At 43.3% G+C, this 23,805-nt stretch carries 18 protein-coding genes and 1 riboswitch; of the genes, 13 read left to right on the top strand and 5 right to left on the bottom strand.

Annotated elements, in window-relative coordinates; all coding sequences use genetic code 11:
* Window positions 1-166: 166 nt before the first annotated feature.
* From CAG57_RS11995 to pdxH, 4 genes are all read left to right on the top strand, one after another.
* A complete protein-coding gene (locus tag CAG57_RS11995) occupies window positions 167-1,033 on the top strand; it encodes an NAD(P)-dependent oxidoreductase (RefSeq protein WP_161428529.1) in 867 nt (288 codons plus the stop codon).
* 131 nt (window positions 1,034-1,164) lie between these two features.
* Complete coding sequence (locus tag CAG57_RS11990) at window positions 1,165-2,862, top strand: SpoIIE family protein phosphatase (RefSeq protein ID WP_161428528.1); 1,698 nt, start codon at window positions 1,165-1,167, stop codon at window positions 2,860-2,862.
* Between the two features lie 231 nt (window positions 2,863-3,093).
* On the top strand, window positions 3,094-4,767 hold the full coding sequence (locus CAG57_RS11985; RefSeq protein WP_161433719.1) for a DUF342 domain-containing protein: 1,674 nt from the start codon (window positions 3,094-3,096) through the stop codon (window positions 4,765-4,767).
* A 117-nt stretch (window positions 4,768-4,884) separates the two neighbouring features.
* Window positions 4,885-5,520: a pyridoxamine 5'-phosphate oxidase gene (pdxH, locus tag CAG57_RS11980; protein ID WP_099610973.1), complete on the top strand. Its 636-nt coding sequence runs from the start codon at window positions 4,885-4,887 to the stop codon at window positions 5,518-5,520.
* Between the two features lie 58 nt (window positions 5,521-5,578).
* On the opposite strand, the gene CAG57_RS11975 is transcribed toward pdxH, so the two are convergent.
* Both CAG57_RS11975 and CAG57_RS11970 read right to left on the bottom strand, forming a co-directional pair.
* Window positions 5,579-7,396, bottom strand: a complete 1,818-nt coding sequence (locus CAG57_RS11975) for an SUMF1/EgtB/PvdO family nonheme iron enzyme (protein ID WP_161433717.1) — start codon at window positions 7,394-7,396, stop codon at window positions 5,579-5,581.
* A 156-nt stretch (window positions 7,397-7,552) separates the two neighbouring features.
* The gene (locus CAG57_RS11970) at window positions 7,553-8,659 is read right to left on the bottom strand and encodes a PEGA domain-containing protein (RefSeq protein ID WP_099610974.1); all 1,107 of its coding nucleotides are present in this window, start codon (window positions 8,657-8,659) and stop codon (window positions 7,553-7,555) included.
* 420 nt (window positions 8,660-9,079) lie between these two features.
* On the opposite strand from CAG57_RS11970, the gene CAG57_RS11965 reads away from it, so the two are divergent.
* From CAG57_RS11965 to CAG57_RS11940, 6 genes are all read left to right on the top strand, one after another.
* Entirely contained in the window at window positions 9,080-9,904 is an 825-nt protein-coding gene (locus CAG57_RS11965) for an AraC family transcriptional regulator (RefSeq protein ID WP_161427015.1), read from the top strand.
* A 262-nt stretch (window positions 9,905-10,166) separates the two neighbouring features.
* Window positions 10,167-13,283, top strand: coding sequence for a bifunctional proline dehydrogenase/L-glutamate gamma-semialdehyde dehydrogenase PutA (gene putA / locus CAG57_RS11960; protein ID WP_161427014.1), 3,117 nt, complete (start codon window positions 10,167-10,169; stop codon window positions 13,281-13,283).
* A 21-nt stretch (window positions 13,284-13,304) separates the two neighbouring features.
* On the top strand, window positions 13,305-14,003 hold the full coding sequence (locus CAG57_RS11955) for a 1-pyrroline-5-carboxylate dehydrogenase (RefSeq protein WP_161427013.1): 699 nt from the start codon (window positions 13,305-13,307) through the stop codon (window positions 14,001-14,003).
* Between the two features lie 71 nt (window positions 14,004-14,074).
* Window positions 14,075-15,565 (top strand): sodium/proline symporter PutP, encoded by a 1,491-nt coding sequence (gene putP / locus CAG57_RS11950; protein ID WP_099610977.1) that lies wholly within the window; start codon window positions 14,075-14,077, stop codon window positions 15,563-15,565.
* Window positions 15,566-16,059: 494 nt separating this feature from the next.
* Window positions 16,060-16,200, top strand: a riboswitch (FMN riboswitch).
* A gap of 198 nt (window positions 16,201-16,398) precedes the next feature.
* On the top strand, window positions 16,399-17,055 hold the full coding sequence (ribB, locus tag CAG57_RS11945; protein ID WP_099610980.1) for a 3,4-dihydroxy-2-butanone-4-phosphate synthase: 657 nt from the start codon (window positions 16,399-16,401) through the stop codon (window positions 17,053-17,055).
* Between the two features lie 148 nt (window positions 17,056-17,203).
* Entirely contained in the window at window positions 17,204-18,391 is a 1,188-nt protein-coding gene (locus tag CAG57_RS11940; RefSeq protein WP_161427012.1) for a DEAD/DEAH box helicase, read from the top strand.
* A gap of 60 nt (window positions 18,392-18,451) precedes the next feature.
* On the opposite strand, the gene CAG57_RS11935 is transcribed toward CAG57_RS11940, so the two are convergent.
* A complete protein-coding gene (locus CAG57_RS11935) occupies window positions 18,452-19,348 on the bottom strand; it encodes a LysR family transcriptional regulator (RefSeq protein WP_161427011.1) in 897 nt (298 codons plus the stop codon).
* A 119-nt stretch (window positions 19,349-19,467) separates the two neighbouring features.
* On the opposite strand from CAG57_RS11935, the gene CAG57_RS11930 reads away from it, so the two are divergent.
* Both CAG57_RS11930 and CAG57_RS11925 read left to right on the top strand, forming a co-directional pair.
* A complete protein-coding gene (locus CAG57_RS11930; RefSeq protein WP_099610981.1) occupies window positions 19,468-20,103 on the top strand; it encodes an NAD(P)-dependent oxidoreductase in 636 nt (211 codons plus the stop codon).
* Window positions 20,104-20,432: 329 nt separating this feature from the next.
* Window positions 20,433-21,347 carry a VirK/YbjX family protein gene (locus CAG57_RS11925; protein WP_161427010.1) on the top strand — a complete coding sequence of 305 codons (915 nt, stop codon included), beginning with the start codon at window positions 20,433-20,435 and terminating at the stop codon, window positions 21,345-21,347.
* A gap of 128 nt (window positions 21,348-21,475) precedes the next feature.
* Here the strand turns inward: CAG57_RS11925 and CAG57_RS11920 are convergent, their stop codons facing one another.
* Entirely contained in the window at window positions 21,476-21,706 is a 231-nt protein-coding gene (locus CAG57_RS11920; protein WP_099610982.1) for a VF530 family DNA-binding protein, read from the bottom strand.
* Window positions 21,707-21,929: 223 nt separating this feature from the next.
* Here CAG57_RS11920 and CAG57_RS11915 point away from each other — a divergent pair, with 223 nt between their 5' ends.
* Window positions 21,930-22,946, top strand: coding sequence for a lipoate--protein ligase (locus CAG57_RS11915; protein ID WP_161427009.1), 1,017 nt, complete (start codon window positions 21,930-21,932; stop codon window positions 22,944-22,946).
* Between the two features lie 46 nt (window positions 22,947-22,992).
* Here the strand turns inward: CAG57_RS11915 and CAG57_RS11910 are convergent, their stop codons facing one another.
* On the bottom strand, window positions 22,993-23,739 hold the full coding sequence (locus CAG57_RS11910) for a potassium channel family protein (RefSeq protein ID WP_161427008.1): 747 nt from the start codon (window positions 23,737-23,739) through the stop codon (window positions 22,993-22,995).
* Between the last annotated feature and the right edge of the window lie 66 nt (window positions 23,740-23,805).

Below are 23,805 nucleotides of genomic sequence, written 5' to 3'. Positions count from 1 at the left end.
TCTGTTTACACCATTCTTTCTTATCATCACCCATCATCATAAATTTAATCACGTCGATCTTTTGCGCTATAAGTGGCCTCTGCCGTTGGGTGAGATGATCTGTATGGTTCGCATTAATTGGACGGTTTATTGATTCAGTGTGGTGAAGGTTTAACAAGGAGTTTGTATGAAAGTCAGTTTTATTGGTTTAGGTGTTATGGGATATCCGATGGCTGGACATCTCGTTAAAGCGGGTTTTGATGTCACGGTTTTCAATCGAACAAAAAAGACAGCGCTAGCATGGGCGAAACAATATGCAGGAAAAGCGGCAAATTCGGTTGCTGAGTGCGTCGCTCAAGCGGATGTTGTTCTTACCTGTGTGGGCAATGACGATGATGTTCGCAGCATGACCACTCATGAGCACGGTGCATTGGCTTATATGAAGCCGGGAGCGATCTTGGTCGATCACACGACGACCTCAGCTCTACTGGCACAAGAAGTGGCTATGGCGGCGGGTAAGGTTGGTGTTCAGTTTATGGATGCCCCTATCTCTGGAGGGCAAGCTGGAGCTGAGAATGGCCAGCTAACGATTATGTGTGGTGGTGATTTATCGTTGTTTAGTGAGCTTCAACCGATTTTTGATGCTTATGGCCGTTCATCTGTTTTAATGGGTGAAGTGGGGCAAGGACAAAGAGCAAAAATGGTCAACCAAATTTGCATTGCTGGTGTACTAAATGGCCTCGCAGAAGGATTAGTGCTAGCGAAGCAAGCTGGGCTAGATATTGCCACCTTAGTTTCTTGTCTAAAACATGGTGCAGCAGGCTCATGGCAAATGGAAAACCGGGCGATCACGATGGCGGAAGATCGTTTTGACTTTGGGTTTGCGATTGATTGGATGATCAAAGATCTCGGTTTTTGTCTCGACGAAGCACAGCGGCAGGGGATCCAATTACCGATGACAGAAAGAACGGCTCAACTGTATCAGACGTTATCTTCACAAGGGTTGGGACGCATGGATACTTCAGTACTGATTAAAGCACTGACCACTCACTGAATGTAAGCGAATGGAATAGTCAATGATGGGGAAAAATACGGTTCGCCCCATCAAATAAACTGAACTATATTTTGAACAGGAGTGTACGCATATTATTGAATAATGGACAATAGAAAAAGTGAGGCGTTGTGATGCGAGTAATGATCGTTGATGATCATGCAACAAACCGAGAATTGTGCCGTATGATGCTGGCCCCCATTACACAACATGTTGATCTATTTGAAAATGGTCAACATGTGGTTCAGGTAATGCAGCAAATGACCTCTCTACCTGATATTATCCTACTCGATGTCATGATGCCGATAAAAGACGGTTTTACCACCGCTCAGGACATTCGGCGAGCTTTTCCAAAGTGCCATATTCCCATCCTATTTCTAACCGTATTAGATGATCCAGAATCATTCTCTCGTTGTCTTGCATTTGGGGATGATTTCATTCCCAAACCGGTCGAAAGATCCGTCTTGTTAGCTAAAATACAAGCGCATTTTAGAATTGCACAAATGCATAAGCAACTCAGGCAACAGCGCGATCAACTGCAAAGGTATCAAGATCGAGTAAAGAAAGAATATGCGATTGCAGAATCTATTTTTCACCGTTTAATGGATGAAATGAGCGTACAAATAGAACCTATCTATGGTATTCACTCGATTTCAAGTCCGACGACACTATTTCATGGCGATTTAATCCTAGTGGCTCGACGGTTATATGGTGGGGTGTATGCCATGATTGCCGATTCTAATGCTGAAGGGTTACCTGCCGCAATGGCGAATATACCAGTGACGCGTGCCTTTTTCTCATTGGCAGAGCAAGGTTGTTCTCTCAGCGAAATGGTGGTTGAATTAAACCAAAAGCTCGTTGCTTTTTTACCGGAAGGGATCCACCTCGCGGCGCATGTATTTGAAATACATTCTAATGGATTCGAGGTTTCGTGGTGGGGAGGTGGGCTACCCAGTGCGCATATTCTTTCATCTTCTGGACAATTAGTGAAATCATTAGTTGCCACTCATCATCCCTTGGGGGAGCGGGCAGAAAATTCGTTTAGTTGTGATATTAAACATTTTAAATTAGAGCCAGGACAAAAAATTCTTTGTTGTACTAAAGGGGTTGTCGATGTGATCAGTGAGCAAGGTGAACGGTTTGGTGAATCTCGTTTGGTAGCATTATTTACAGAGCAGGCAGAGAATCAAACATTGGATAGTTTGTATGAAGCGATTGAGCAATTCTCCTCCAAAGAGGAACCCGTACCGATTTCGTTATTAATGCTGTCCTTTCCTGTCATTAACGCGAAATTAATTCCATCCAGTAGCGAGTCATTATTAAGCCCCATTCCTTGTAAAAGTGAACTATATTTTCCAGCCTATGTTTTAAAGCAAGTGGTTGTGATGAACGAAGTGCGAGTTTTCCTCAAAGGAATTATTCATACCAGTTACCATTTGGATTTTCTTTGTGAAATTTTATCTGAGCTTTTTTCCCATATGATTGAACAAAGGTTATTACGGTTACCTATGTCACTGAAAGAGGATCCTGAAGGCTTTAGTCGTTATCATCAGCTACGAGACATAGGGCTTCAAGCTCTCACAGAGGGGGATTACGTGACTTGTGAGGTGAATTATCAACCTCAAAATCAATCCATTGAATTTTATTTAACTCATAGCGGGCAAGTCGAGCAACTCTCTGAATACCCAACAATTATGGATAATGACTTTCTATTTGCTGCTCAATTATGTGAGTCACTTCATTATCTTCATGCCGGTCAAACGCTGCATGCGGTTTATCGATTCGATACACCACCGATTTTCCCTGATATTGCCCATTTTATTAATAGATAAACAAGACGCTGTGAATTGAGGTCATGGCTTAACAAATTTTTTCCAGACAAATTTGTTACTCACTTGCCGCCTACCGGCAACTTCAAGTCGTTTGGGTATCGCATCCAAATAGCTCTGATTTAAATGAATATCTTGATATGAGCCTTACTCTTCATATTGAATGATTTAGCTCACTCTCGATTTTTTATACACTGTGTAATAAATGGAAAGATCGCCGTAAGGTTAAGCATTATGTGGAAGGACTTCATCACCCTCTCAGAAGATAAAAAATCGGTTATCGCACGTTTATCGAGTGATACCCACGTGAACCAAGAACTAAGCACTATCGGTCTTACTGAGTCACTGTTAAGAATTGGAGCGGGTAAGTTTTACCTAAACGATGAAGCCGTTAATCGGTTTATCAATAGCGTCAAAGAAGGGAAAAAAGCCGCCCGTGAAGGTATTGTTATTGCGGAAAAAAGAAACGCGACCGTTGAAGTGGTGGTTAGTGAGCAAGATATGTTGGCGACGATGGTCGTTACTGGTGCCTACGGTGGTCGAGGGCTCTATGGTAGTGAGTTGGTACATGCACTGGCCAAAGCCTATGTGCTTAAAGGGATTAACAAACTTGCATTAAAAAAAGTGCTTATGGTGAGTAATACCCTCAAGCCTGGCGAAGTCTTTACTCAACCTGTCGCTCAGGGAAAAGAGGCGGTTCAAGGACAAGACGCACAATTTATACCATTGGTTGAAGATGTCACCACTCGCATTTTAGCACCTCAGCCCATCAAAGGTGCTCAAAAGGTCGATATGCGCAATTTGGGGGAAACGGTCACCATTGGTGAAAACTCCCCAGTGATGCGCCGTAAGCCGTCAACTCAAGGAGAACCTGGCTACACCGTATTAGGTAAGGTCATTCCAGCTAAACCGGGGAATGAGGCCGCGTTGGTTGCGGGTAAGGGGACTCATATTTCACCGGACGATCCGAACTTATTGTTGGCGAGCCAGTCGGGGATGCCAATTATTAAAAATAAAACAGTCGATGTAGAAAGTGCTCTTTGTCTGAATCATGTTAGTGTTGCAACTGGACATGTGAAGTTTAAAGGAAGTGTAGTGATTTCTGGTGATGTTGAGCCAGGGATGATTGTTCGTGCAACCGGTTCAATTACCATTGGTGGTTTTGTTGAATCGGCCGATGTACAAGCACAAGGTGATATTGATATTGGTAAAGGGATTATCGGGCATACAGTCTTTGATGATGAACCGAAAACCTGCATTGTTAAATCAGGAGGCAGTATTCGGGCTAACTATGCCCAGTTTTCTGAACTGCAAGCCTCTGAAAATATTGAACTCGCTGTGCATAGTATGAGTAATAGCATTCGTTGTGGTAATGATCTGATTGTATTAGATAAAAATGAAAAGCAAGGCACCTTAAGTGGTGGGACAGCGAAAGTTGGCGGCAAAGTAATCTGCTTAAATTTAGGCGTTGAAGGTGATGCTGCAACAACCGTGGAGGCGTTTGCTCGTTATGGATGGTACAAAGATAGAATAAACAAACATAAAGAGCATTATAAACAAGCGCAAGAAAGAACAATGGATATTATTCGCCGAGAATTAGAATTTAAAAAACGGCCAAAGGCTGAACGAAGCGAAGAAGAATTAAGCGAGATTGATCAACAAAAATATCAAGCCAGTGCGCATATGGAAAAAGTCAAAGAAGCTGTTGAGCTACTTAATGATGAGTTTGAACAGATGTTGGAACTCAATACGATCGAAGCCAAAGGCAAGATTTTTACCCACGTAACACTACAATTCGGTGATGAAAAAGTCACCACGAAACGATCTCATGGCCCATCCATCGTGTCATTTAATCAGTATGAAATTCAACTCTCCTCCAAGTTTGATGAAGAAGATATCGGGATATGATGATATTAGTTAGAGGAACAGGATTCGATAACCAGACTTTATGTGATGGAGTTTCTCCTACCGACTTGAGATCTGCTCTTTAACGGCGCACAATCGGCAGAAAAATAAGGAGTAACAATGGATCTTTCAGATATTCGTCGTGAATACACACGAGGCGGTTTACGGAGAAAAGACTTATTGGTTGATCCGATTGACCAATTTAATCTTTGGCTTGAACAAGCGATTAATGCGCAATTAACCGACCCAACGGCGATGACAGTAGCCACGGTCGACGAAAAAGGGCAGCCATTTCAGCGAATTGTATTGCTGAAAAATGTTGATAAGCAAGGGTTTGTATTTTATACCAATTTAGCCAGTCGTAAGGCATTGCATATTCAGCAGAATAACCAAGTAAGCCTTCATTTTCCTTGGCATCCCATCGAGCGACAAGTCCACATCACTGGCTATGCCGAAAAATTGACAGCATTTGAAAATATGAAATATTTCACCTCTCGGCCAAAGGAAAGTCAACTTGCTGCGATCGCCAGTCGACAGAGTAGTCGTCTTTCTGCTCGAGGCGTATTGGAGGGGAAGTATCTTGAGTTAAAACAAAAGTTTGCGAAAGGAGAAATACCCGTTCCCAGTTTTTGGGGGGGATTTCGTGTCCGCCCTCACAGTATCGAATTTTGGCAGGGGGGAGAGCATCGATTGCATGATCGTTTTCTTTATAGTCAACAGGAGAGCGATTGGTTGATCGAACGGCTGGCACCTTAACCGCTGGCATCTTAACCATAGCCGGCTAGGGTATGGACCCTAGCCGGCTTATGAAAAACTATAATTCGCGAAGTATACGGAAACCTACGTAGTTGGCCGCCGCAGATGGGGCAACAAACAACTGACTATATGCTTTCGCCATATCTGGAGAAAAGCTCCACGCTCCCCCTTTGACGACGCCTCGTGGGTCATTTGTCCATTGCCACACATTGCCTACCATATCGTAGAAACCGAGCGGATTTGCGGCAAAAGCGCGAACGGGGGAGGTACTTTTATTTGACCATGGAGTCCCAGCCCAGCCGGTATTGGCTTGGCCTGCACTAAAGTGATTTCCCCACCAGTAATCCATCTTACTCCCAGCTCTCGCTGCAACTTCCCACTCATCCTCAGTAGGAAGGCGATACTTAAATCCAGTTTGTTGGGATAGCCAGCGAGTATAAGCGTTAGCATCATTCTGACTGACACACACCACTGGAGATTGAGCGGTTTGAGAAAAGCCCGGTTTCTGCCAGTGACTACCAGAAATCGGAGCGACTGCTGTTTCGTTGACGGCTAAGCAAATATTTTGTAATTCCGCATCGGTTTGATAACCAGTTTGCTGAGTGAAGCTTTTGAACTGCTCGACCGTGACAGGAGTAGCACTTAATGCGAAAGCATGATCAAGGTGAATTTGGCGAGCAATATTCTCACCGAGTAAGTATTGCCCTGCGACGAGAGTTATCATTTCTGGCGCTTGTTGATTATTTTTGAGTGTATCTGCAAATTTATCACCCGCTTTTAGTTCATTGGCTTGCTCATGTAACATGGCACGTAACGTATGATCGGATGATATATCGATTTCTTGACGGAATGTGCGGTATCCCTCTTTTTCTATAACCACTAAATGTTTACCCGCAGGTAGCATCACTTCGATAGGCGTGCTTCCGTAGCGAACGCCATCAATGGAGACGTTGTCATGATATTGATTAGAACGTATCACCAAACTGATCCAAGCGACCTCCTGTTGTTGAGTATTTTGTTGATCTTCACCAGCAGCAAAGCAGTATTGATTATGAATATTGAGTAAAGAGCAAGGGGCGGTGGTGGTGGGTCTGGCTTCTAACTGTGCTTCTATCACCGTTTTAAATTTATTACCGCTATAAAAGCCAGACTCTACTATCTTGTGACTTAATAAATGAATATTGAGTGAGATATTGGCAAGATGTTGTTTTACCAATGAAGATTCAGTCGTTTCATTAATTAACCAAGCTTGAAATTGCTTAACGGCCTTCTGCTGAGCCAGTTCTAATGTTTGTTGATTGCACTGCTGAAGTGTCATTGAAGCGCTACAAACATTAGTAAAACTGACTTTCTGTACGCTGGCTCGTTTCAGCTCGGTTCGTAGTCGTTCACTACGAGCCCGTAGTTTATCTTGTTCAAAGTGTTTGATTTTTTGTGCTAGCGCCTCTTGAGAGGTTTGCAGTTGTGTTAACTGTGCTTGCTGTTCTTGTAATGTTTGTTCTGCCGCTAAGCGTTGTTGTTGGTTCTGCTTAACCTCAGCCCATGCTGCCTGATAGGCATTTTGAGAGGGCGTTATATCTAGCTCTGGCTCATCAATCATTTTAAGATAATCATGCTCAAGATGAGCCTTAGCGCTTTGTAGCTGAGTATTCAATTGTTTCGCTATCTCGATTAGGCGATCGAGCTCTGCTTGTTGATTATGAACTTTTATGTGCTGAGCTTGGGTGGCTTTTTGCGCCTCTTGCCATTGTGTTTGGTGGCTAAATAGTGTGTCATCAATGGCCATAACAGAGGGTGATGCGTTTTCAGCCTGAGTTGATGTTGTCACTAAACAAGATGAGAGAGCGAATAACAGAGCGGATAAACCTAATCGCATGTTGCCTACTTCAGTTAAAATTTTGAAAATGGTTGTCTCTATTCTAAACGAAAACGCCGCTTTGTCAGAAGTCATCTTTCAATAACTTAAGATCCAAACGGCGTTTTAACGACAGCTTTGTGAAATCAGACCAGAAAATCACCTCACGTGGGGTAACTACTCATTTTTATTTGGGCGTAATTTTACCCAAATTGTATCGTTTCCATTAATCGTGACCACACGGTTATAAGTTTCAAAGCCATCTTTAGCCACGGTGACTTGATGTCTCCCTGCAGGTAAGACAATTTCAACCGGTGTACTACCGTATTGAATGCCATTAATCGTGACAATGTCATTGTATTGATCCGAGCGTACTTTGACATTAGCCCACTGTTTATTATCCGTTTTGCTATTTTTTGTATCTGCTGAACCTTTTAAACAGTAACGACTAGAGACATTGAGCAGTTTACATGCTGCAACGGCATCAGGTTTGGCTTGTAATTGGGCCTGTAATTGCGTGAAGTATTCATTATTGCCTTCAAAGCCACTACGGATGATTTGGCTTTCTTGGACGTGGATATTGAGTTCTACACCGCGAAGGTTTTGTTTGGCGATGACTGACTCTGTCAACTGGTCGAGTAATTGTTCACGGAAAGTATTAACCGCTTTTTGACGAGTGAGGTGTTGCCCTTGATTGGCACATTCACCTAGCGTCATACTGGTAGAACAGGTGGTACGAAAGCTACTTTCCAACACTTTACTCTCACGTAACTCGGCGCTTAAGCGTTTGACGCGAGCTTCGATTTTACTTTCTTGCAAGTTAGTAAATTCAGTTTTTAACCGAGCATGCTTTTGTTTCATTTGTGAGAGACGCATATCACTTTCAGTGATCGCTTGTTGATTCAACAATTGTTCAGATTGATTTTTTTTCACATCAGCCCAAGCTTGTTGGTAGCGTTGCTGAAAAGAGACTAAATCCGTGTCTGGATCTTCAAGAAGGCGATTATATTGTTTGTCCAAAGCCGATTTGGCACGATTTTGTTTGGCTTGAAGTTCTTCGTTCTCGCGTTGTAAGCGTGCTTGTTCATTTTTTAATTGTTGAAGCTTGGCTCCTTCGGTTTCAAATTCTGAGGCTATCGTCTCAATTTCATTTTGTTTAATGCTTATTTTTCCATCAATGGCCGCCACAGGATCTACCTGTGTAATTTCTTCTGCGGACACTGATGCAGATACCCAAAAAGGGCTTAGCGCAAGCAGTAGCGCTGAGAGGTGATATTTGATCATTAGGTCCCTGCAACAATTCATATAGCCACTGTTTCGTGGCGGAAGACAAACTTTTGACAGCATAGCAACATGCTGACTCATCCTAAAATATCTCAGTTTCAAAGCACAACAGTATACAAAATCAAACAACTAGGTCACTGATTTTGTATATTTTATAACTGTACACACTTCATTTTGAGCAGATTCTCGAAATATGCAAGCTCCGATTTTCGATCTGCTTTAACGTTTTTTAATTGAACACTCATTGACCGTAATTTATGTGCACTTGATCATTGTTCCGAATTCAATTGAGTCGGGGTTTCTTATCTGTAGCACGAAAATTAATCCATAAGATAACGTCAAAGAAGATAATGCGTGTCATTTTGGCTTCGGACTAAACTGTTATATGATGCGAAAAGGTCATTGTATGAGATAACGATCATGAACCTTTCCTCATTGAATTTCTCGTTAGAGTCGGCATCAAGAGCCAAACTTTTGTCGCCTCGTCCTGCCGAATTAATTACCTTACCATCTTATATGGATTGTCACGAACATAGCTATACACAAATCGTGATTGGCTTAAAAGGGTTAGTCGAATTTGAGGTCTCTGGGGTGGCGAATGTGGTTGGTACCGGCCAAGGATGTGTAGTGACCGCAAGTACTGATCATGCTTTTGGAAGTCTGGCGCATCAATCTGATATTTTAGTCTTAAATTTGCCTTATTCGGCAGAAGATGATTCGTTAATACTTCAGAAAATCAATGAGTTATCTAAAATGGATATCTATTTTCAACTTGATAGTTCGATTCAAAAATTGATTGATATGCTGGTACAGGAAATACGATCGAGCCCGAATGATTTATTGTTAAGTCGAGCTTGTAGTGACACGGTGCTGGCTTTATTACTGCACCATATTTCGGCTTTTGATGTCCATCGGAGAGAATCTCGCTTTGATTTAGAGGTGGTTGATCGTTATATCGAACAACACTTAAGCCGACGCATCTCTATTGCTCAGCTTGCGGGCAGCGTTTATCTTGGTGAGAGTCAATTTCATCAGCTATTTAAAGAGCAAGTGGGCGTAACCCCTCATCAATATGTGTTAAAAAAACGAGTGGATCTAGCAAAAACCTTGATTGAACAAGGGCGCTTTAGTCTGGGGCAAGTGGCCGAATTAACGGGGTTCTCTAACCAAAGCACATTCACTCATACCTTTTCTCGCTTACAAGGCGTTTCTCCTTCACAGTACAGAAAACGTTTCTATCGTTAATGTCGTCCGATCAGTCCAAGTTGATGGCATGGGGTTTATGGATAAGTGTTGCAGTCGCATCACGGCAACGGCTCTATTGCTAACCAAACGCTATTTTATATGAGATTATATGATGTGATTGTGTTTCTGCTTTGTTAATTTGGCGAGTTTTTGGTAAAAATTTCGGAGTTTTTGACAAGTATTCCTCATGCACTCAAAATACACTGCTAGCCATTGTAGGAAACTCAGGCATGTTACCTGGGTATGAGATTGAGGAAAACGCATGTTTACAGCAACGGATGTGTTGAATCCGACGTTTGTTGAGCAACCTCTTAATAAACTTTGGATGCAGATCTCGCCACTTTATATGGTGGACGAATCTCAATGGCTAAAGCAGTTACTTCCCCTGGCGATGCCAAGCAATGCTGAACAATCAGCGATGGCTAGCAAAACTACTCATTTGATCGAAGCGATACGGCGAGATAAAAAAGCGTTGCAAATGATCGATGCATTACTACTTGAGTACAGTTTAGATACACAAGAAGGGATTTTATTAATGTGTTTGGCGGAAGCGTTGATGCGAATTCCAGATAAAGACACGGCTGATGCATTTATCAAGGATCGGTTAGGCGTAGCAGATTGGAAGTCACATTTAAAACATTCAGATTCCGTCTTTGTTAATGCGTCAACTTGGGGGTTGATGCTTACGGGAAAAGTGATTGGATTAGCGGATACAGAATGGCGTAGTCCGGTTCAAGCTTTAAATCGATTGGTCACTAAACTGTCTGAACCGGTTATTCGTCAAGCAATGCACCAAGCAATGAAAATTATGGGGCACCAATTTGTTCTTGGCCGAACGATGACTGAAGCACAAAGCAATGGCCAAGCTATGTGTGAACAAGGCTATACCTATTCTTTTGATATGTTGGGAGAAGCTGCACTCACGCAAGACGATGCAAAAAAGTATGCTCAAGATTATCTGCAAGCCATTGAGGCGGTCGGACAAAATAAAGCCAATTGCCAAAGCCCTGCACCATCAATTTCAATTAAGCTTTCAGCCTTACACCCTCGTTATGAGGTGGCTAATTATTCTCGAGTGATGAGTGAGCTTTATCAAATATTATTGCAATTATTGGAACGAGCCGTTGCTTTGGATGTTGCGATCACCATTGATGCTGAAGAAGCTGACCGACTCGAATTATCATTGCAACTATTTGAAAAAGTGTATCGTACTCCATCAGTACGGGGTTGGGGTAAATTTGGATTAGTGGTGCAAGCTTATTCTAAACGGGCATTACCGACTTTAGTTTGGTTAACAGGCCTTGCCAAGCAACAGGGAGATTTAATTCCAGTACGGCTTGTCAAAGGCGCTTATTGGGATAGTGAGATCAAATGGTCCCAGCAAAGCGGTTATGCAAACTACCCAGTTTTTACCCGTAAAGAAGCGACGGATGTTTCTTATTTGGCTTGCGCTCGTTTTCTTCTGAGTGACTCCGTGCGTGGGCATCTGTTTCCTCAGTTTGCCAGCCATAATGCTCAAACGGTTTCTGCTATTGCGGTAATGGCCACCCATAAAGATTTTGAGTTTCAGCGTTTACATGGAATGGGGGAGGCACTTTATAAACAGGTCAAGGCCATCCATCAACAGCCCGTTCGTATTTATGCTCCGGTTGGGAGCCATAAAGATCTTTTACCTTATTTGGTTCGTCGATTACTTGAAAATGGGGCAAACAGCTCCTTTGTGCACCGTTTGGTCGATGCTCGTTGTCCCGTTGAAACCTTAGTCATCCACCCCGTTGAACGGTTACTTGAATGTGTAACGTTACACAATAGCAAAATCCCTCTTCCTCCCGCTATTTTTCCTGAACGAAAGAATGCCAGCGGTATTAATATTGATATTGAAAGTGAGGCACAGCCTTTTGTATTACAAGTTCAGCAGCACCTAAATCAACGTTGGCAAGCAGCTCCTATTCTTAATGGCCATTCACAACTCGAAAGCATGATCAAGGAGGCGATCATGCCTGAAGTGGTGAGCGCGCCGTATGATCGTCAAATTCAAATCGGTCATGTTTTTCATGCAACCCATGATCATGTTTCCATAGCGATGGAGAATGCTCAAGCCGCATTTGCTGAGTGGAATCAAACACCGGTGCATCAACGGAGTGAAAAACTAGACACTTTGGCTGATTTATTAGAAGAGAATCTACCTGAGCTTTGTGCCTTGTGTCATCAAGAAGCGGGGAAAACGATCCATGATGCGATTGATGAGGTGCGCGAGGCCGTTGATTTCTGCCGTTATTATGCCAAACAGATCGCTTCATTATCGCCTACCACCATCGCGGGCTTTGATGGGATCAATCGGCAGATATCACGGCAAGGACGAGGTGTTTTTGTTTGTATCAGTCCTTGGAACTTTCCTCTAGCCATTTTTCTTGGCCAAATAACCGCTGCATTAGTCGCGGGCAATACGGTCGTCGCCAAACCTGCCGAACAAACCAGCCTTATTGCTGCTCGTGCAGTGGAATTAATGCTACAAGCTGGTTTTCCCAATGGTGTTATTCAATTTATCCCAGGTCGCGGTTCACTCATTGGACAAGCTCTGACCTCTCATCCCGCTGTTGCTGGGGTTGCCTTTACCGGCTCGACCGCGACCGCGCAGCAGATCAACCAAACGTTAGCCGAACGGGAGGCTTCTCCAGTCCCGTTGATTGCTGAAACGGGTGGGCAAAATGCGATGATTGTTGATAGTACTGCTTTGCCAGAGCAAGTGGTGCGCGATGTGTTACGGTCAGCCTTTGCATCGGCAGGACAACGCTGCTCAGCACTTCGAGTCCTTTTTGTGCAGCATGATGTTGCTGAGCGCATTATTTCTTTAATCCAAGGGGCGATGCAGGAGTTATCGGTTGGGCTGCCTTATTTACACAGCACAGATGTTGGCCCTGTTATTGATGATAAGGCCAAACAGCAGTTGCAAAAACACATTGAATATATGACAAAAACTCAGAAAAAAATCGCTCAACTTACCTTGAGTGACGCGTGCCAGCAAGGTGATTTTGTTGCTCCAACAGCCTTCGAGATTTCTAGTATCGAGGAGTTAAGCGAAGAGCAGTTTGGTCCAATTTTGCATATTGTTCGCTATCAAGCGAAAGAATTAGCTCAAGTCGTACAGCAAATCAACAACACCGGTTTTGGCTTAACGATGGGCATTCATAGTCGTAATGAAACAACTTATCGTTGGATAGAAAAACACGCACGAGTTGGAAATTGTTATATCAATCGTGATCAAGTCGGTGCTGTCGTTGGGGTTCAACCTTTTGGTGGTCAAGGCTTATCTGGAACCGGCCCCAAAGCGGGTGGCCCCCACTATTTATACCGTTTTACCCAAGTGAAATATCACTAATTGACTGAGCGAGGAATTTTTATGGTACACCAAGTCACCTATTTTACTGATGCTCTTTCAGCCTGGGAAGATTGGAACTTTACACCCTATGATAAAAAGTGTGAACACTTACTTTCACTAAAGTCTCAGTTAGAAAAGGATAAAAAAGACTTAGCCCAAGTCATGGCTTATCATCTTGAACATGCCACTTCGTTACTAGCTCAGCCTCATTGTTTGGTTGGACCGACGGGAGAAAGTAACCAACTCTACACATCAGGACGAGGTGTGGCTTTGATTATCCAGGAAGAACAAAGCCAAGCAGGTCAATGGTCTGTGATGGCTCTGCTCGTTTGTGCGTTAGCGGCAGGTAATAGCGTGGTGGTATGCAGTGACGATAGCACGTTTATTGCCAGACTAGACGCTGCGATTCAAAATGCTTCGTTGCCGCTTAATGTCTTGCAACTAACTTCATTGGATGGCTATTCAACCTTAATCGAGTCAGATATTGGTAGTGTCGGTTATGTTGGCTCTGACGCATGTGAGCGCTTACTGAATCGACAATTAGCCAAACGTTCTGGCGCTATCATTAATCTGGTTTCTGAAACCGATTTTATTCAACTTCCGACCACTCATGATCCGCATCTATCGCTACGTTTTATTACCGAACGTACGCGAACTATAAATATAACTGCTGTGGGAGGGAATGCCACCTTGCTTGAGTTAGGAAGTGAAACTCATTAATCCTTTACTGACTTTCCCCTCGATTATGGAGGGGATGACAGAAAGCGATCTTATAAATAGAGGAAATATCAATGGAAAATAGCTTTGCTATTACAACAACCTTCATCATTTATTTAATTATGATGTTGGCGATTGGCGTGTTTGCCTATCAGCGAACAAAGAACTCAGCAGATTACTTTTTAGGGGGACGTTCTCTCGGCCCATGGCCTGCTGCGCTCTCTGCTGGAGCCTCTGATATGAGTGGTTGGTTATTACTGGGACTACCTGGTTATGCCTATGCTGCTGGAATTGAAGCATTTTGGTTGGCTGGTGGGCTTTTGCTGGGGACATGGGCAAACTGGCTTATTACGGCGAAACGGTTACGGACCTACAGTATTACGACTGACTCATTGACATTACCTGAGTTTTTATCACGTCGATTTAATGATAAATCGAAGCTGATTCAAACGATCTCTGCTTTTTTCATTCTGTTATTTTTCCTTTTCTATACCAGTTCTGGTTTAGTCGCAGGCGGTAAATTGTTTGAAACAGTCTTTGGGCTTGATTACACCACGGCGGTCATTATTGGTACGATTTGTGTGGTGTCCTATACCTTGTTTGGTGGATTTCTCGCGGTCTCTTGGACAGATTTAGTGCAAGGGTTATTAATGTCGGCGGCCTTGTTGATTGTGCCAATTACCGCCATGAATGGCGGATTTAGCCAGCTAGACTCCGATTTAAGCGACATAAATCCACAATTGCTCACATTATGGAATGATGTGAAAGGTCAACCTTTATCTATTATCGCTATTTTATCGTTAGTTGGTTGGGGTTTTGGTTACTTTGGTCAGCCGCATATCTTAGCGCGTTTTAAAGCGGCTCGATCCAATAAAGATCTCACCACTGCGCGTTGGATTGCGGTGATCTGGACGGCGCTTTCAATGTGTGGGGCTATGTTAGTGGGGTTAGTCGGATTAGTCTATGTGACCAACAGCGGTACAATGCAGCTAGATGATGGTGAAAAAATCTTTATGTTGTTGGTTAATGCTATTTTCCATCCGGTGATAGCGGGTATTTTGCTGGCGGCAATTTTAGCTGCGATCATGAGTACCGCTGATTCTCAATTATTGGTCTCTTCCTCGGCTTTGGCTGAAGACTTTTATAAACAGGTATTCAAGCAAGAGGCGAGTTCCGAAGACGTAGTACGCGTTGGCCGTTTAGCGGTTATTTTGATATCAATTGTGGCATTAATACTGGCGATGACGCCAGATAGTTCGGTACTTGGCTTAGTTTCTTATGCATGGGCTGGATTCGGAGCGGCTTTTGGCCCGGTGTTAGTTCTTAGCCTTTATTGGTCGAGAATGAACCGTAATGGCGCGTTGGCGGGAATTTTAGTCGGCGGCCTGACCATCGTGATTTGGAAGCAATTGGCAGGAGGATGGTTTGATGTCTACGAAATTTTACCTGGCATTATTTTTTCTACTGCAGCGATTGTGCTAGTGAGTTTTTTGACTGGTGAACCAGAAGAAACAGTAAAAGCACAACATGTTAGCTTTAAGAAGCAATTGGTTGAGTTAAATTAAGCCTATCATCGAGTCTCATGCCTTAATACCTCATACGATACGATGAGGTATTTTTTTGATTTTCATCACAAATATGTCATTGAGAACCGTATTGATGGAACCAAATGGGCAATATTGCGTCAATTGTCAATAACCTGAATAAGGAGAATAGAATTATGCCCGAAGCTTATTGCAACTGTTGTCACAAAATTACCCCGCACAAAGTTGTAATGAGGCGCTGTCAAACTTCTCCTTGCTCTAGTTGGCAAATTATCCTGCAATTCATGTCATTAGTCATGCATGGCGAGCATTACCATAAGATGAAAAAACAAGCCATTTGCCGACTATGCAATCAACCCTCTTCATTACCATCCACCAACTTTTCGCGTGCTAAAGTCAGTTGAAAGTGGTTATCTGTCAGAGTTCCCCTTTGCAAAAACGCAACAAAGTATTACCATAATCAGCGAAGAATGAGCTCGGTTTTCATTCTTTATACTGAATACGTAATTTTTTTATACAATTCTCAGGGCGGGGTGGAATTCCCCACCGGTGGTATACCCGATTGGGTGAGCCCACGAGCGCTCGATTCGTCGAGGTCAGCAGATCTGGTGAGACGCCAGAGCCGACGGTTATAGTCCGGATGAGAGAGAATGGCAATTATACCTACCAGTATGAAATAACTGCAGCGCGGTGGTGTTTATGCGATGGCGTAAATTCGCAGCTGAGAGCCGTGGTTATTTTCGTGAATTGGGTATACATCAGACATCGTGCAGGTGCATTTTTTGCCTCTTGTGTTTGATGCTTTCCGCTTACCTCATAACCGCCCTGATTCTGGTCATTATTAGGAGTAAACCATGAATCAGTTATCTTTACTTGCCGAATTTGGCGACCCTATTACTCGAGTCGAGCGCGCACTACAAGCCTTACGAGAAGGACGAGGTGTTTTATTATTGGATGATGAAGATCGTGAAAATGAAGGGGACATCATTTATCCTGCCGAAACATTAACTGCAGAGCAAATGGCGCTGATGATCCGAGAATGCAGTGGCATCGTCTGTTTATGCTTGACCGATGAACAAGCGAATAAACTGGATCTCCCTCCTATGGTGCAACACAATAATAGCCAAAATCAAACGGCTTTTACCGTCTCAATTGAAGCGAAGAGTGGGGTAACAACGGGAGTGTCAGCCAAAGATCGAGTGACCACGATAAAAACTGCGATTAACCCTAATGCAAAACCAGAAGATCTTGCTCGTCCTGGGCATGTATTTCCTTTGCGGGCTCGTAAAGGTGGCATTATGACGCGTCGAGGTCATACTGAAGGGACGGTTGATTTAATGCAAATGGCGGGTTTGCTTCCTTCCGGTGTATTGTGTGAACTGACTAACCCAGATGGGACTATGGCGAAAACACCAGAAATTATTGCCTTTGGCCGCTTGCATAATATGCCAGTTCTGACCATTGAAGATATGGTGCAGTATCGTCTTGCTTATGAACAAAAGCTGGCTTGATCAACGCATTGAGTTACTGTTTTATACTCTTTTGATTTGACGTAAAAGGTATGAAAGTGTGATAACGCTCTTCATACCTTTCGCTTCATGTTAGAATTTGCCCTATTCTAGCGTGTTCTTACTCTACTTTATCGATTTGGGCTCAATCATGTCATTTGCACAACTTGGACTTAGCGAGGCTCTGATTCAATCAGTGGCTGAACTGGGTTATCACACACCAACCCCCATTCAACGTAAAGCCATTCCGGTTATTTTACAAGGACAAGATCTGATTGCGGCCGCCCAAACGGGTACCGGAAAAACCGCCAGCTTTGTCTTGCCGATTTTACATCAATTGCAAAATGGAAATATCCAACGGAAAAAGCGGATTCGAGCGTTGATTTTAGTCCCTACCCGGGAGCTTGCGATTCAGGTAGCGAAAAATACAGAGCAATATGCTCAGCATACTCGATTAACGACGTTGGCAATGTACGGTGGGGTAGATGAACAGACACAAAAGCAGCAGTTGATCGATGGCATTGATGTTTTAGTTGCCACGCCAGGGCGTTTGTTGGATATGTATGGTCAACGTGCTGTTCATTTTGATGAAGTTGAGATGGTGGTATTGGATGAAGCTGATCGGATGCTCGATATGGGGTTTATTGAGCCGATTAATAAAATCATTGATCGTCTTCCAAGACAGGCTCAATTTTTGCTCTTTTCTGCCACTTTATCGAACAAGGTTCGAGATTTAGCGAAGACTGCCGTCACCGACCCTTACGAGATTACGATTGCAGCCAACCAAGCCTCTAAAACGAATATTGATCAATGGCTTATTACGGTGGATAAAGATAAAAAATCCGCCCTATTAAGTCACTTAATCAAAGAAAATCATTGGGAGCAGGCGCTGATTTTTATCGAAACTAAACACGGGGCAGCAAAATTAGTCGCTCAGTTAGAAAAGCGAGGTATTTATGCGGAAGCTTTTCATAGTGGCCGTAGTCAAGCGATCCGCGTCCAACTTCTAGAAGATTTCAAAGCCGGTAAAATCAAATACTTGGTAGCAACTGGAGTCGGGGCTCGTGGTATCGATATTCAAGCGTTGGCACGAGTCGTCAATTATGATTTGCCATTTCCTGCTGATGAGTATGTGCACCGTATTGGACGTACAGGACGAGCGGGCGAGAAAGGTGAAGCGATTTCTTTTGTCTCGAAAGATAATTTTAAAAATCTTTGCATGATTGAAAGCCGATTAGGTCACTTAATTGAGCGTAGAGTGGTTGAGGGGTTTGAGCCGAAAAAGCCAGTGCCGATCTCTATTCTTAACTATGTACCAAAACACAAACGCATCCAATAACCAATGAGGCTGATGGATTCATGCTGTCAGCCTCATTCTTATCAATCAGTGGAAGCTGCTTTATTCTGGTACGGTCATATTTAAATTATCCCATTGTGTGCTGACAAAATCGATAAATTGCCGCACGAGTGGCGACTGATAGCTGCGCGATAAATACACCGCCCACAATGCGCTGGTCGCTAAATGGTAGTCGGGTAATATCTGGATTAGAGAGCGATCTTCTAAGTAGCGATTGGCTAAATCACAAGGGAGTAGAGCAACACCTTTACCATGTAATGTTGCCCGGCAGATTAGGCTCATATCGTTCGCTCGAATCGTACCATTGACATTGACACTGTAGGTTTGGTTATCACGAATAAATTCCCATTTATGATGTGAAAGATGGACAAAACAGTTGTGCTTAGCTAGATCACTTGGCTGCGTAATCGGTTGATGTTGAGCAAGATAAGTGGGTGCAGCACAAGCGACCGTATCGACTTGAAAAAGACGTCGAGCAATTAATTGTTCGTCGGGTTGGGGAGTAAAGCGCAGTGCAATATCTACCCGTTCATCAACCAGTTGAGCTAAGCGATCGGAAGCAAGAATATCAATCGTTACTTGTGGGTTCTGGTCAGTAAACGCTTCTACCGCATCAAGCAGGAGATAACGTGCCAAACCAATCGGTACCGAAATTCGAATGCGTCCAGACAGTGACTGCGATTGCTCTAGCGCTCGCATTTCTAATTCTGCTGTTTGATGGAGGATTTTTTCACACTGTCTTAGCGCTTCTTCCCCAGATGCTGTTAGGCTCACTTTGCGTGTGGTTCTATGCAACAAACGCTGTTTTAACCAATCTTCAATTTCTTGGACATGGCGTGAGACTTGTAAGCGACTTAAGTTAAGGTTTTCTGCCGCTTGAGTGAAACTGCCAATGTTGGCGACTTCTACAAAGCTGCGCATCGCGGTTAATTTATCCATGGTCATCTCTTATTAGTATCTTATTTAGATACAATCTACATCCTTTCTGACCATTTATCACTCGTTCAGGGGCGACTACACTAGCATCTGTTGATAAATTAAACATTAAGGTGTTAGAGATGAAAGTTGCTATTGTTGGAGCTTCGGGTTGGATCGGTAGCCATTTAGTGCAAGAAGCCCTGTCTCGTCGGCATGATGTGGTCGCTATGGTGCGTGATCCCGCTAAAATGACCGATGCGAATGTTGAAGTACGTCAGTTTGACCTGCACAATCAAACTAATTTTGCGCAATTATTTGCCGGTATTGATGTCGTCATGGTGTCGATTGGCGGTCGAGCAAACGGGGAACATGGTATTGTGGCTAAGACGGCAGAGCTATTATTAAGCCAATTACCTCAAGTAGGCGTCAAGCGTTTACTTTGGGTTGGGGGAGCCGGTTCGTTAGAAGTTTCACCGGGGGTTGCACTGGTCTCTTTACCGGACTTTCCAAGCGAATATAAACCAGAAGCACTGGCACAAGGTGAAGCCTTGGCCATTTTTAGAAGTAGCGATAGTCTACTGAATTGGACTTTTGTTAGCCCAGCGGCTGAGATTTTCCCTGGTGAGAAGCAAGGAGCTTATCGAATCGGTGGTGATCAGCTACTTGCCGACCAAGATGGGCATAGTCGGATTTCGGTCAGTGATTATGCAGTGGCAATGCTGGATATGTTAGAAACGGCGTCTTTTGCGCAGCAGCGAGTCGGAGTTGCCTACTAACGGATCGTTATCAACGCTGATATTTATCTCCTTCCTACTTGAATCTGCAGGGGTGTTGGCTACGTTCTTCACCCCAATCATATAGCCTATCTATGCTGATGGGGATTATGAAAGCCAGCCTACGGCTGTTCAAATTTGTTCCAGACAAATTTGTCACTCACTTGCCGCCTACCTGCAACGCCAAGTTGTTTAGGTATAGATTGAGTATCCATACAATCCCATACATTAGTCATCGAGTCCAGAGTAATAAAACGCTGTATAATTGCATTCTATGTCTATTTGTTCTGGTGGGTGATTTATCCTACCACTGGCGCAGTGTGAGTTATATTATGTTGACTAATCTCCAAAATGATCTGCCGGCATGGGCGGAAAAAATTTATCCAGAGAGTAAAGGCTGGTCTCGTATACGTAAAAACTGGCGTTTTCGTTTATGGACATTGTTGTACCCCCAAGCTGTGCGGCGGATGTTATCAATGTTTGAGCAGCCTATTCTCGCTAAGGTGCTGAATGACAATCCACAGCTATTAGAAAAACCACTAAAGCCCTACCTCTGTGTTGATTTATCGCTAATGCAAAGGGTGGAGCTCCTTGAGCAGCATTTTTTATTTGTAGCTGAGCGTTTTGGTGAGCATTGTACGGAGATCATGTCCGCCCAAGGTGTGAGCTTATTATGTATCGAAGATAAAAATGGCGAAACCTATGATATTCGTTTAAACCGAGGAGCCAGCCGTGAGGGGGCTATGGGTTTAAGCTTAGTGAATCAAGCGGAGACTATTATTTATTCGATCAGCTTTCATTTTTCTGATCACGGTAAAACGATGTATATCGGAGCCTTGCAAGGCCCAAGTGATAAGATTGAAAACCGTCAGCAAATTATTAAAGATTTAACCCGTACAGTACATGGTTTACGGACGAAAGCATTAATGGTTGAGTTAGCGTTATTAGTGTCTCGTCAGTTGGGTGTTGAGCGCTGTTATGCAATTGCTAATCGTGGCCATATTTATCAAGCATTGCGTTATATTGGCTCTAAGCGTAATAAAGTTAGTTTTGATTATGATGAGCTATGGACAGAATATGAGGCGGAAAAAATCAATCGCTATTTATATTGCATTCCTATGTTACCGGCTCGCAAAGAGATTGAGAGTTTAAACCGTAATAAGCGTCGTTTGTATACCAAACGTTATCAATGGTTAGATGAGTTAGAGCTAGCGATTGGTGATCGACTTAAGCAATTGAGCGGTTAATTATCCAAGTTGTAAAACGATATCCCTTCATAATGTCACGTCGGTAGGAGATAAAGGGCTGCTCAGCCCTTTATTTAATCTATACACTTGCCGCCTACCTGCAACGCCAAGTTGTTTAGGTATATGGTTTAATGAAAGGTCTCAAGATAGATCTTTTCCACCTTATTTCTTGCCCACTCTGTACGCCGTAAAAATTTCAAGGAAGATTTGATTGACGGATCGCTTTTAAAACAGTTGAGATTAATGTGTTGCGCTAATCCTTGCCAGCCATAATGTTCTACCAATCGAGTGAGAATTTTTTCTAAGGTTAAGCCGTGTAAAGGGTTATGTGGCTGCACATGGGGATTGTTTATTGGCATAAAATTGGCGTCAGTAATGATTGAGCTAGTAAGTATAGCGCGCTTAGTTAGAAATGTGCAGTAGGGCCGTTCTTGAAGTAATTGAACATACGCGATGGTGAGATGCTGGATTGGCTGGTTGGTATGCGCTAGGGTTTGTTGACCTTGCGAGCGGAATTTTGCTCGCTATCTTGAGTTATGCTCAGTAGGATAATGGTTTGGTTAATATCAATGTGAACTAGACATGACTCGTACCCGAATTCTAATTTCTGAATCAACCAATCCTTGGTTTAACTTAGCGGTTGAAGATACGATTTTCCGCTCGATGCCCGCTGATCAACGTATTCTGTTTTTGTGGCGCAATGCTGATACGGTCGTCATTGGTCGTGCGCAAAACCCTTGGCGAGAATGTCGAATCGAACGAATGGAGCAAGATAACGTCAAACTGGCCCGTCGACAGACAGGAGGCGGGGCTGTATTCCACGATTTGGGGAATACTAACTTTACTTTTATGGCGGGTAAGCCTGAATATGATAAACAGATATCAACACAAATTGTGTTGACTGGGCTCAGTAAGCTTGGCATTGCAGGAGTGGCTAATGGTCGAAATGATTTAGTGCTGGAAGATGAACAAGGCCTACGCAAATTTTCAGGTTCGGCTTACCGAGAAACTGTGGATCGCGGTTTTCACCACGGTACTTTATTACTCAGTGCGGATATGAGCCGGTTGGCTGATTACCTCAACCCAGATCCGAAAAAGCTGCAAGCAAAAGGGATCACGTCGGTAAAATCTCGAGTCATTAACCTTAATACTGTCAAGGCAGATATTCATCATCAGCAAGTATGTGAAGCTATCATGCAAGCTTATCTTGAGCATTACCAACAAACGGTGACACCAGAATGGATTTCTCCAGAGCATTTTGCTGACTTGCCGGATTTTGAGGAAAAATTTGCTAAACAGCGTAGTTGGCAGTGGAACTTTGGGCAGACTCCGCCTTTTACGCATCGTATGGATGAACGTTTTTCTTGGGGCGGTGTTGATGTGTATTTAAAGGTTGAACAAGGAACAATCCAATACGCGACACTATTTAGTGATATGTTAGAGCCTTATCCAATGGAGAAAATAGCACAACAATTGAAGGGGGTGACTTATAACAAACAGGCAATCACTCAGAGCCTAGCACCACTATGTGAAAAAATGCCTCAATTCGCGTTAGAATTACAGGCATTTTCTCAATGGTTTATTCAGCAGATAGATTAATGTTGTTATTAACCGAACTGTAAGTCTGAGTTCAAGCTCGCGAAGTTTATTTGCGTTTGTGTCGGCGGCGCTGCTTTTCTTTGAGTTGATACTGAAAACGGGCCAGATGAAAAGTGCGACGAGGAATGGAAGAGCTATCCGGTTGTTTTTCATGCTGCCGACTTTGTTGATTATCATCGACAAAAAAAGAGGCCACACTGGCGGTAAGTAAACCAAAAAGAGTGATTCCGGTTAACATTAAAAAAACAGCGACCCCTCGGCCAAAGGAGGTCACCGGATACATATCACCATATCCAACGGTAGTAATGGTGGTCATTGCCCACCATAGTGCATCACCGTAACTTTCTATCGGGCTTGAGCTGCCTCTTTCGACCAAATAAACAAAAGCAGAACTTAAGATGACCGTTAGTAAACTGGTTAAACCAATAAAGCTAAACGTTTTTTGACGTAATACGGCTTTGGTTTGACGCCATGTCTTAGGCAAAATAAAAAGGATACGTAAAAAGCGTAATGGTCTAAGAAAAGGCATAGCAACAATCAAGACATCTTGCCAATGTTGAATCAAATAGTTCCAGCGGTGGGTGCTTAGTAATACTTTGATGCCCAGCTCCGTGGCAAAAACGCCCCACACTAGCCAGATCAATTGGTTAATAAAGTGATGTTCTTGTTCATCCAATTGAGCAAGATCTGGGACTAAAGCTAAGAGGACATAAATCAATGAAAGGATGAGCATAGGTACTTCGGTTTTATGCTCAAAGGCGTTCAGTAATTGACTTCGTTGTTGATGGTTCATATGACAATTTGATCATGTTAGAAAAGGGGCTGCCGATCACTATACCCTGCTCGTATATGATCCGCC

This window comes from Vibrio sp. V30_P3S12P165 (genome assembly GCF_009904905.1).
Taxonomy (GTDB): Bacteria; Pseudomonadota; Gammaproteobacteria; order Enterobacterales; family Vibrionaceae; genus Vibrio; species Vibrio fujianensis.
The sequence above is the reverse complement of the archived record's forward strand: the minus strand, read 5'-3'. Positions and strand labels throughout refer to the sequence as shown.

Excerpts from the sequence above, each read along its gene's own strand:
- pdxH (WP_099610973.1), top strand. The coding sequence starts at position 4,885 with ATGGATCTTTCAGATATTCGTCGTGAATACACACGAGGCGGTTTACGG.
- CAG57_RS11985 (WP_161433719.1), top strand. The coding sequence starts at position 3,094 with ATGTGGAAGGACTTCATCACCCTCTCAGAAGATAAAAAATCGGTTATC.
- CAG57_RS11940 (WP_161427012.1), top strand. The coding sequence starts at position 17,204 with ATGTCATTTGCACAACTTGGACTTAGCGAGGCTCTGATTCAATCAGTG.
- CAG57_RS11965 (WP_161427015.1), top strand. The coding sequence starts at position 9,080 with ATGAACCTTTCCTCATTGAATTTCTCGTTAGAGTCGGCATCAAGAGCC.
- CAG57_RS11995 (WP_161428529.1), top strand. The coding sequence starts at position 167 with ATGAAAGTCAGTTTTATTGGTTTAGGTGTTATGGGATATCCGATGGCT.
- CAG57_RS11910 (WP_161427008.1), bottom strand. The coding sequence starts at position 23,739 with ATGAACCATCAACAACGAAGTCAATTACTGAACGCCTTTGAGCATAAA.
- CAG57_RS11920 (WP_099610982.1), bottom strand. The coding sequence starts at position 21,706 with ATGCCAATAAACAATCCCCATGTGCAGCCACATAACCCTTTACACGGC.
- CAG57_RS11990 (WP_161428528.1), top strand. The coding sequence starts at position 1,165 with ATGCGAGTAATGATCGTTGATGATCATGCAACAAACCGAGAATTGTGC.
- CAG57_RS11970 (WP_099610974.1), bottom strand. The coding sequence starts at position 8,659 with ATGATCAAATATCACCTCTCAGCGCTACTGCTTGCGCTAAGCCCTTTT.
- ribB (WP_099610980.1), top strand. The coding sequence starts at position 16,399 with ATGAATCAGTTATCTTTACTTGCCGAATTTGGCGACCCTATTACTCGA.
- CAG57_RS11930 (WP_099610981.1), top strand. The coding sequence starts at position 19,468 with ATGAAAGTTGCTATTGTTGGAGCTTCGGGTTGGATCGGTAGCCATTTA.
- CAG57_RS11915 (WP_161427009.1), top strand. The coding sequence starts at position 21,930 with ATGACTCGTACCCGAATTCTAATTTCTGAATCAACCAATCCTTGGTTT.
- CAG57_RS11935 (WP_161427011.1), bottom strand. The coding sequence starts at position 19,348 with ATGGATAAATTAACCGCGATGCGCAGCTTTGTAGAAGTCGCCAACATT.
- CAG57_RS11955 (WP_161427013.1), top strand. The coding sequence starts at position 13,305 with ATGGTACACCAAGTCACCTATTTTACTGATGCTCTTTCAGCCTGGGAA.
- CAG57_RS11975 (WP_161433717.1), bottom strand. The coding sequence starts at position 7,396 with ATGCGATTAGGTTTATCCGCTCTGTTATTCGCTCTCTCATCTTGTTTA.
- CAG57_RS11925 (WP_161427010.1), top strand. The coding sequence starts at position 20,433 with ATGTTGACTAATCTCCAAAATGATCTGCCGGCATGGGCGGAAAAAATT.
- putA (WP_161427014.1), top strand. The coding sequence starts at position 10,167 with ATGTTTACAGCAACGGATGTGTTGAATCCGACGTTTGTTGAGCAACCT.
- putP (WP_099610977.1), top strand. The coding sequence starts at position 14,075 with ATGGAAAATAGCTTTGCTATTACAACAACCTTCATCATTTATTTAATT.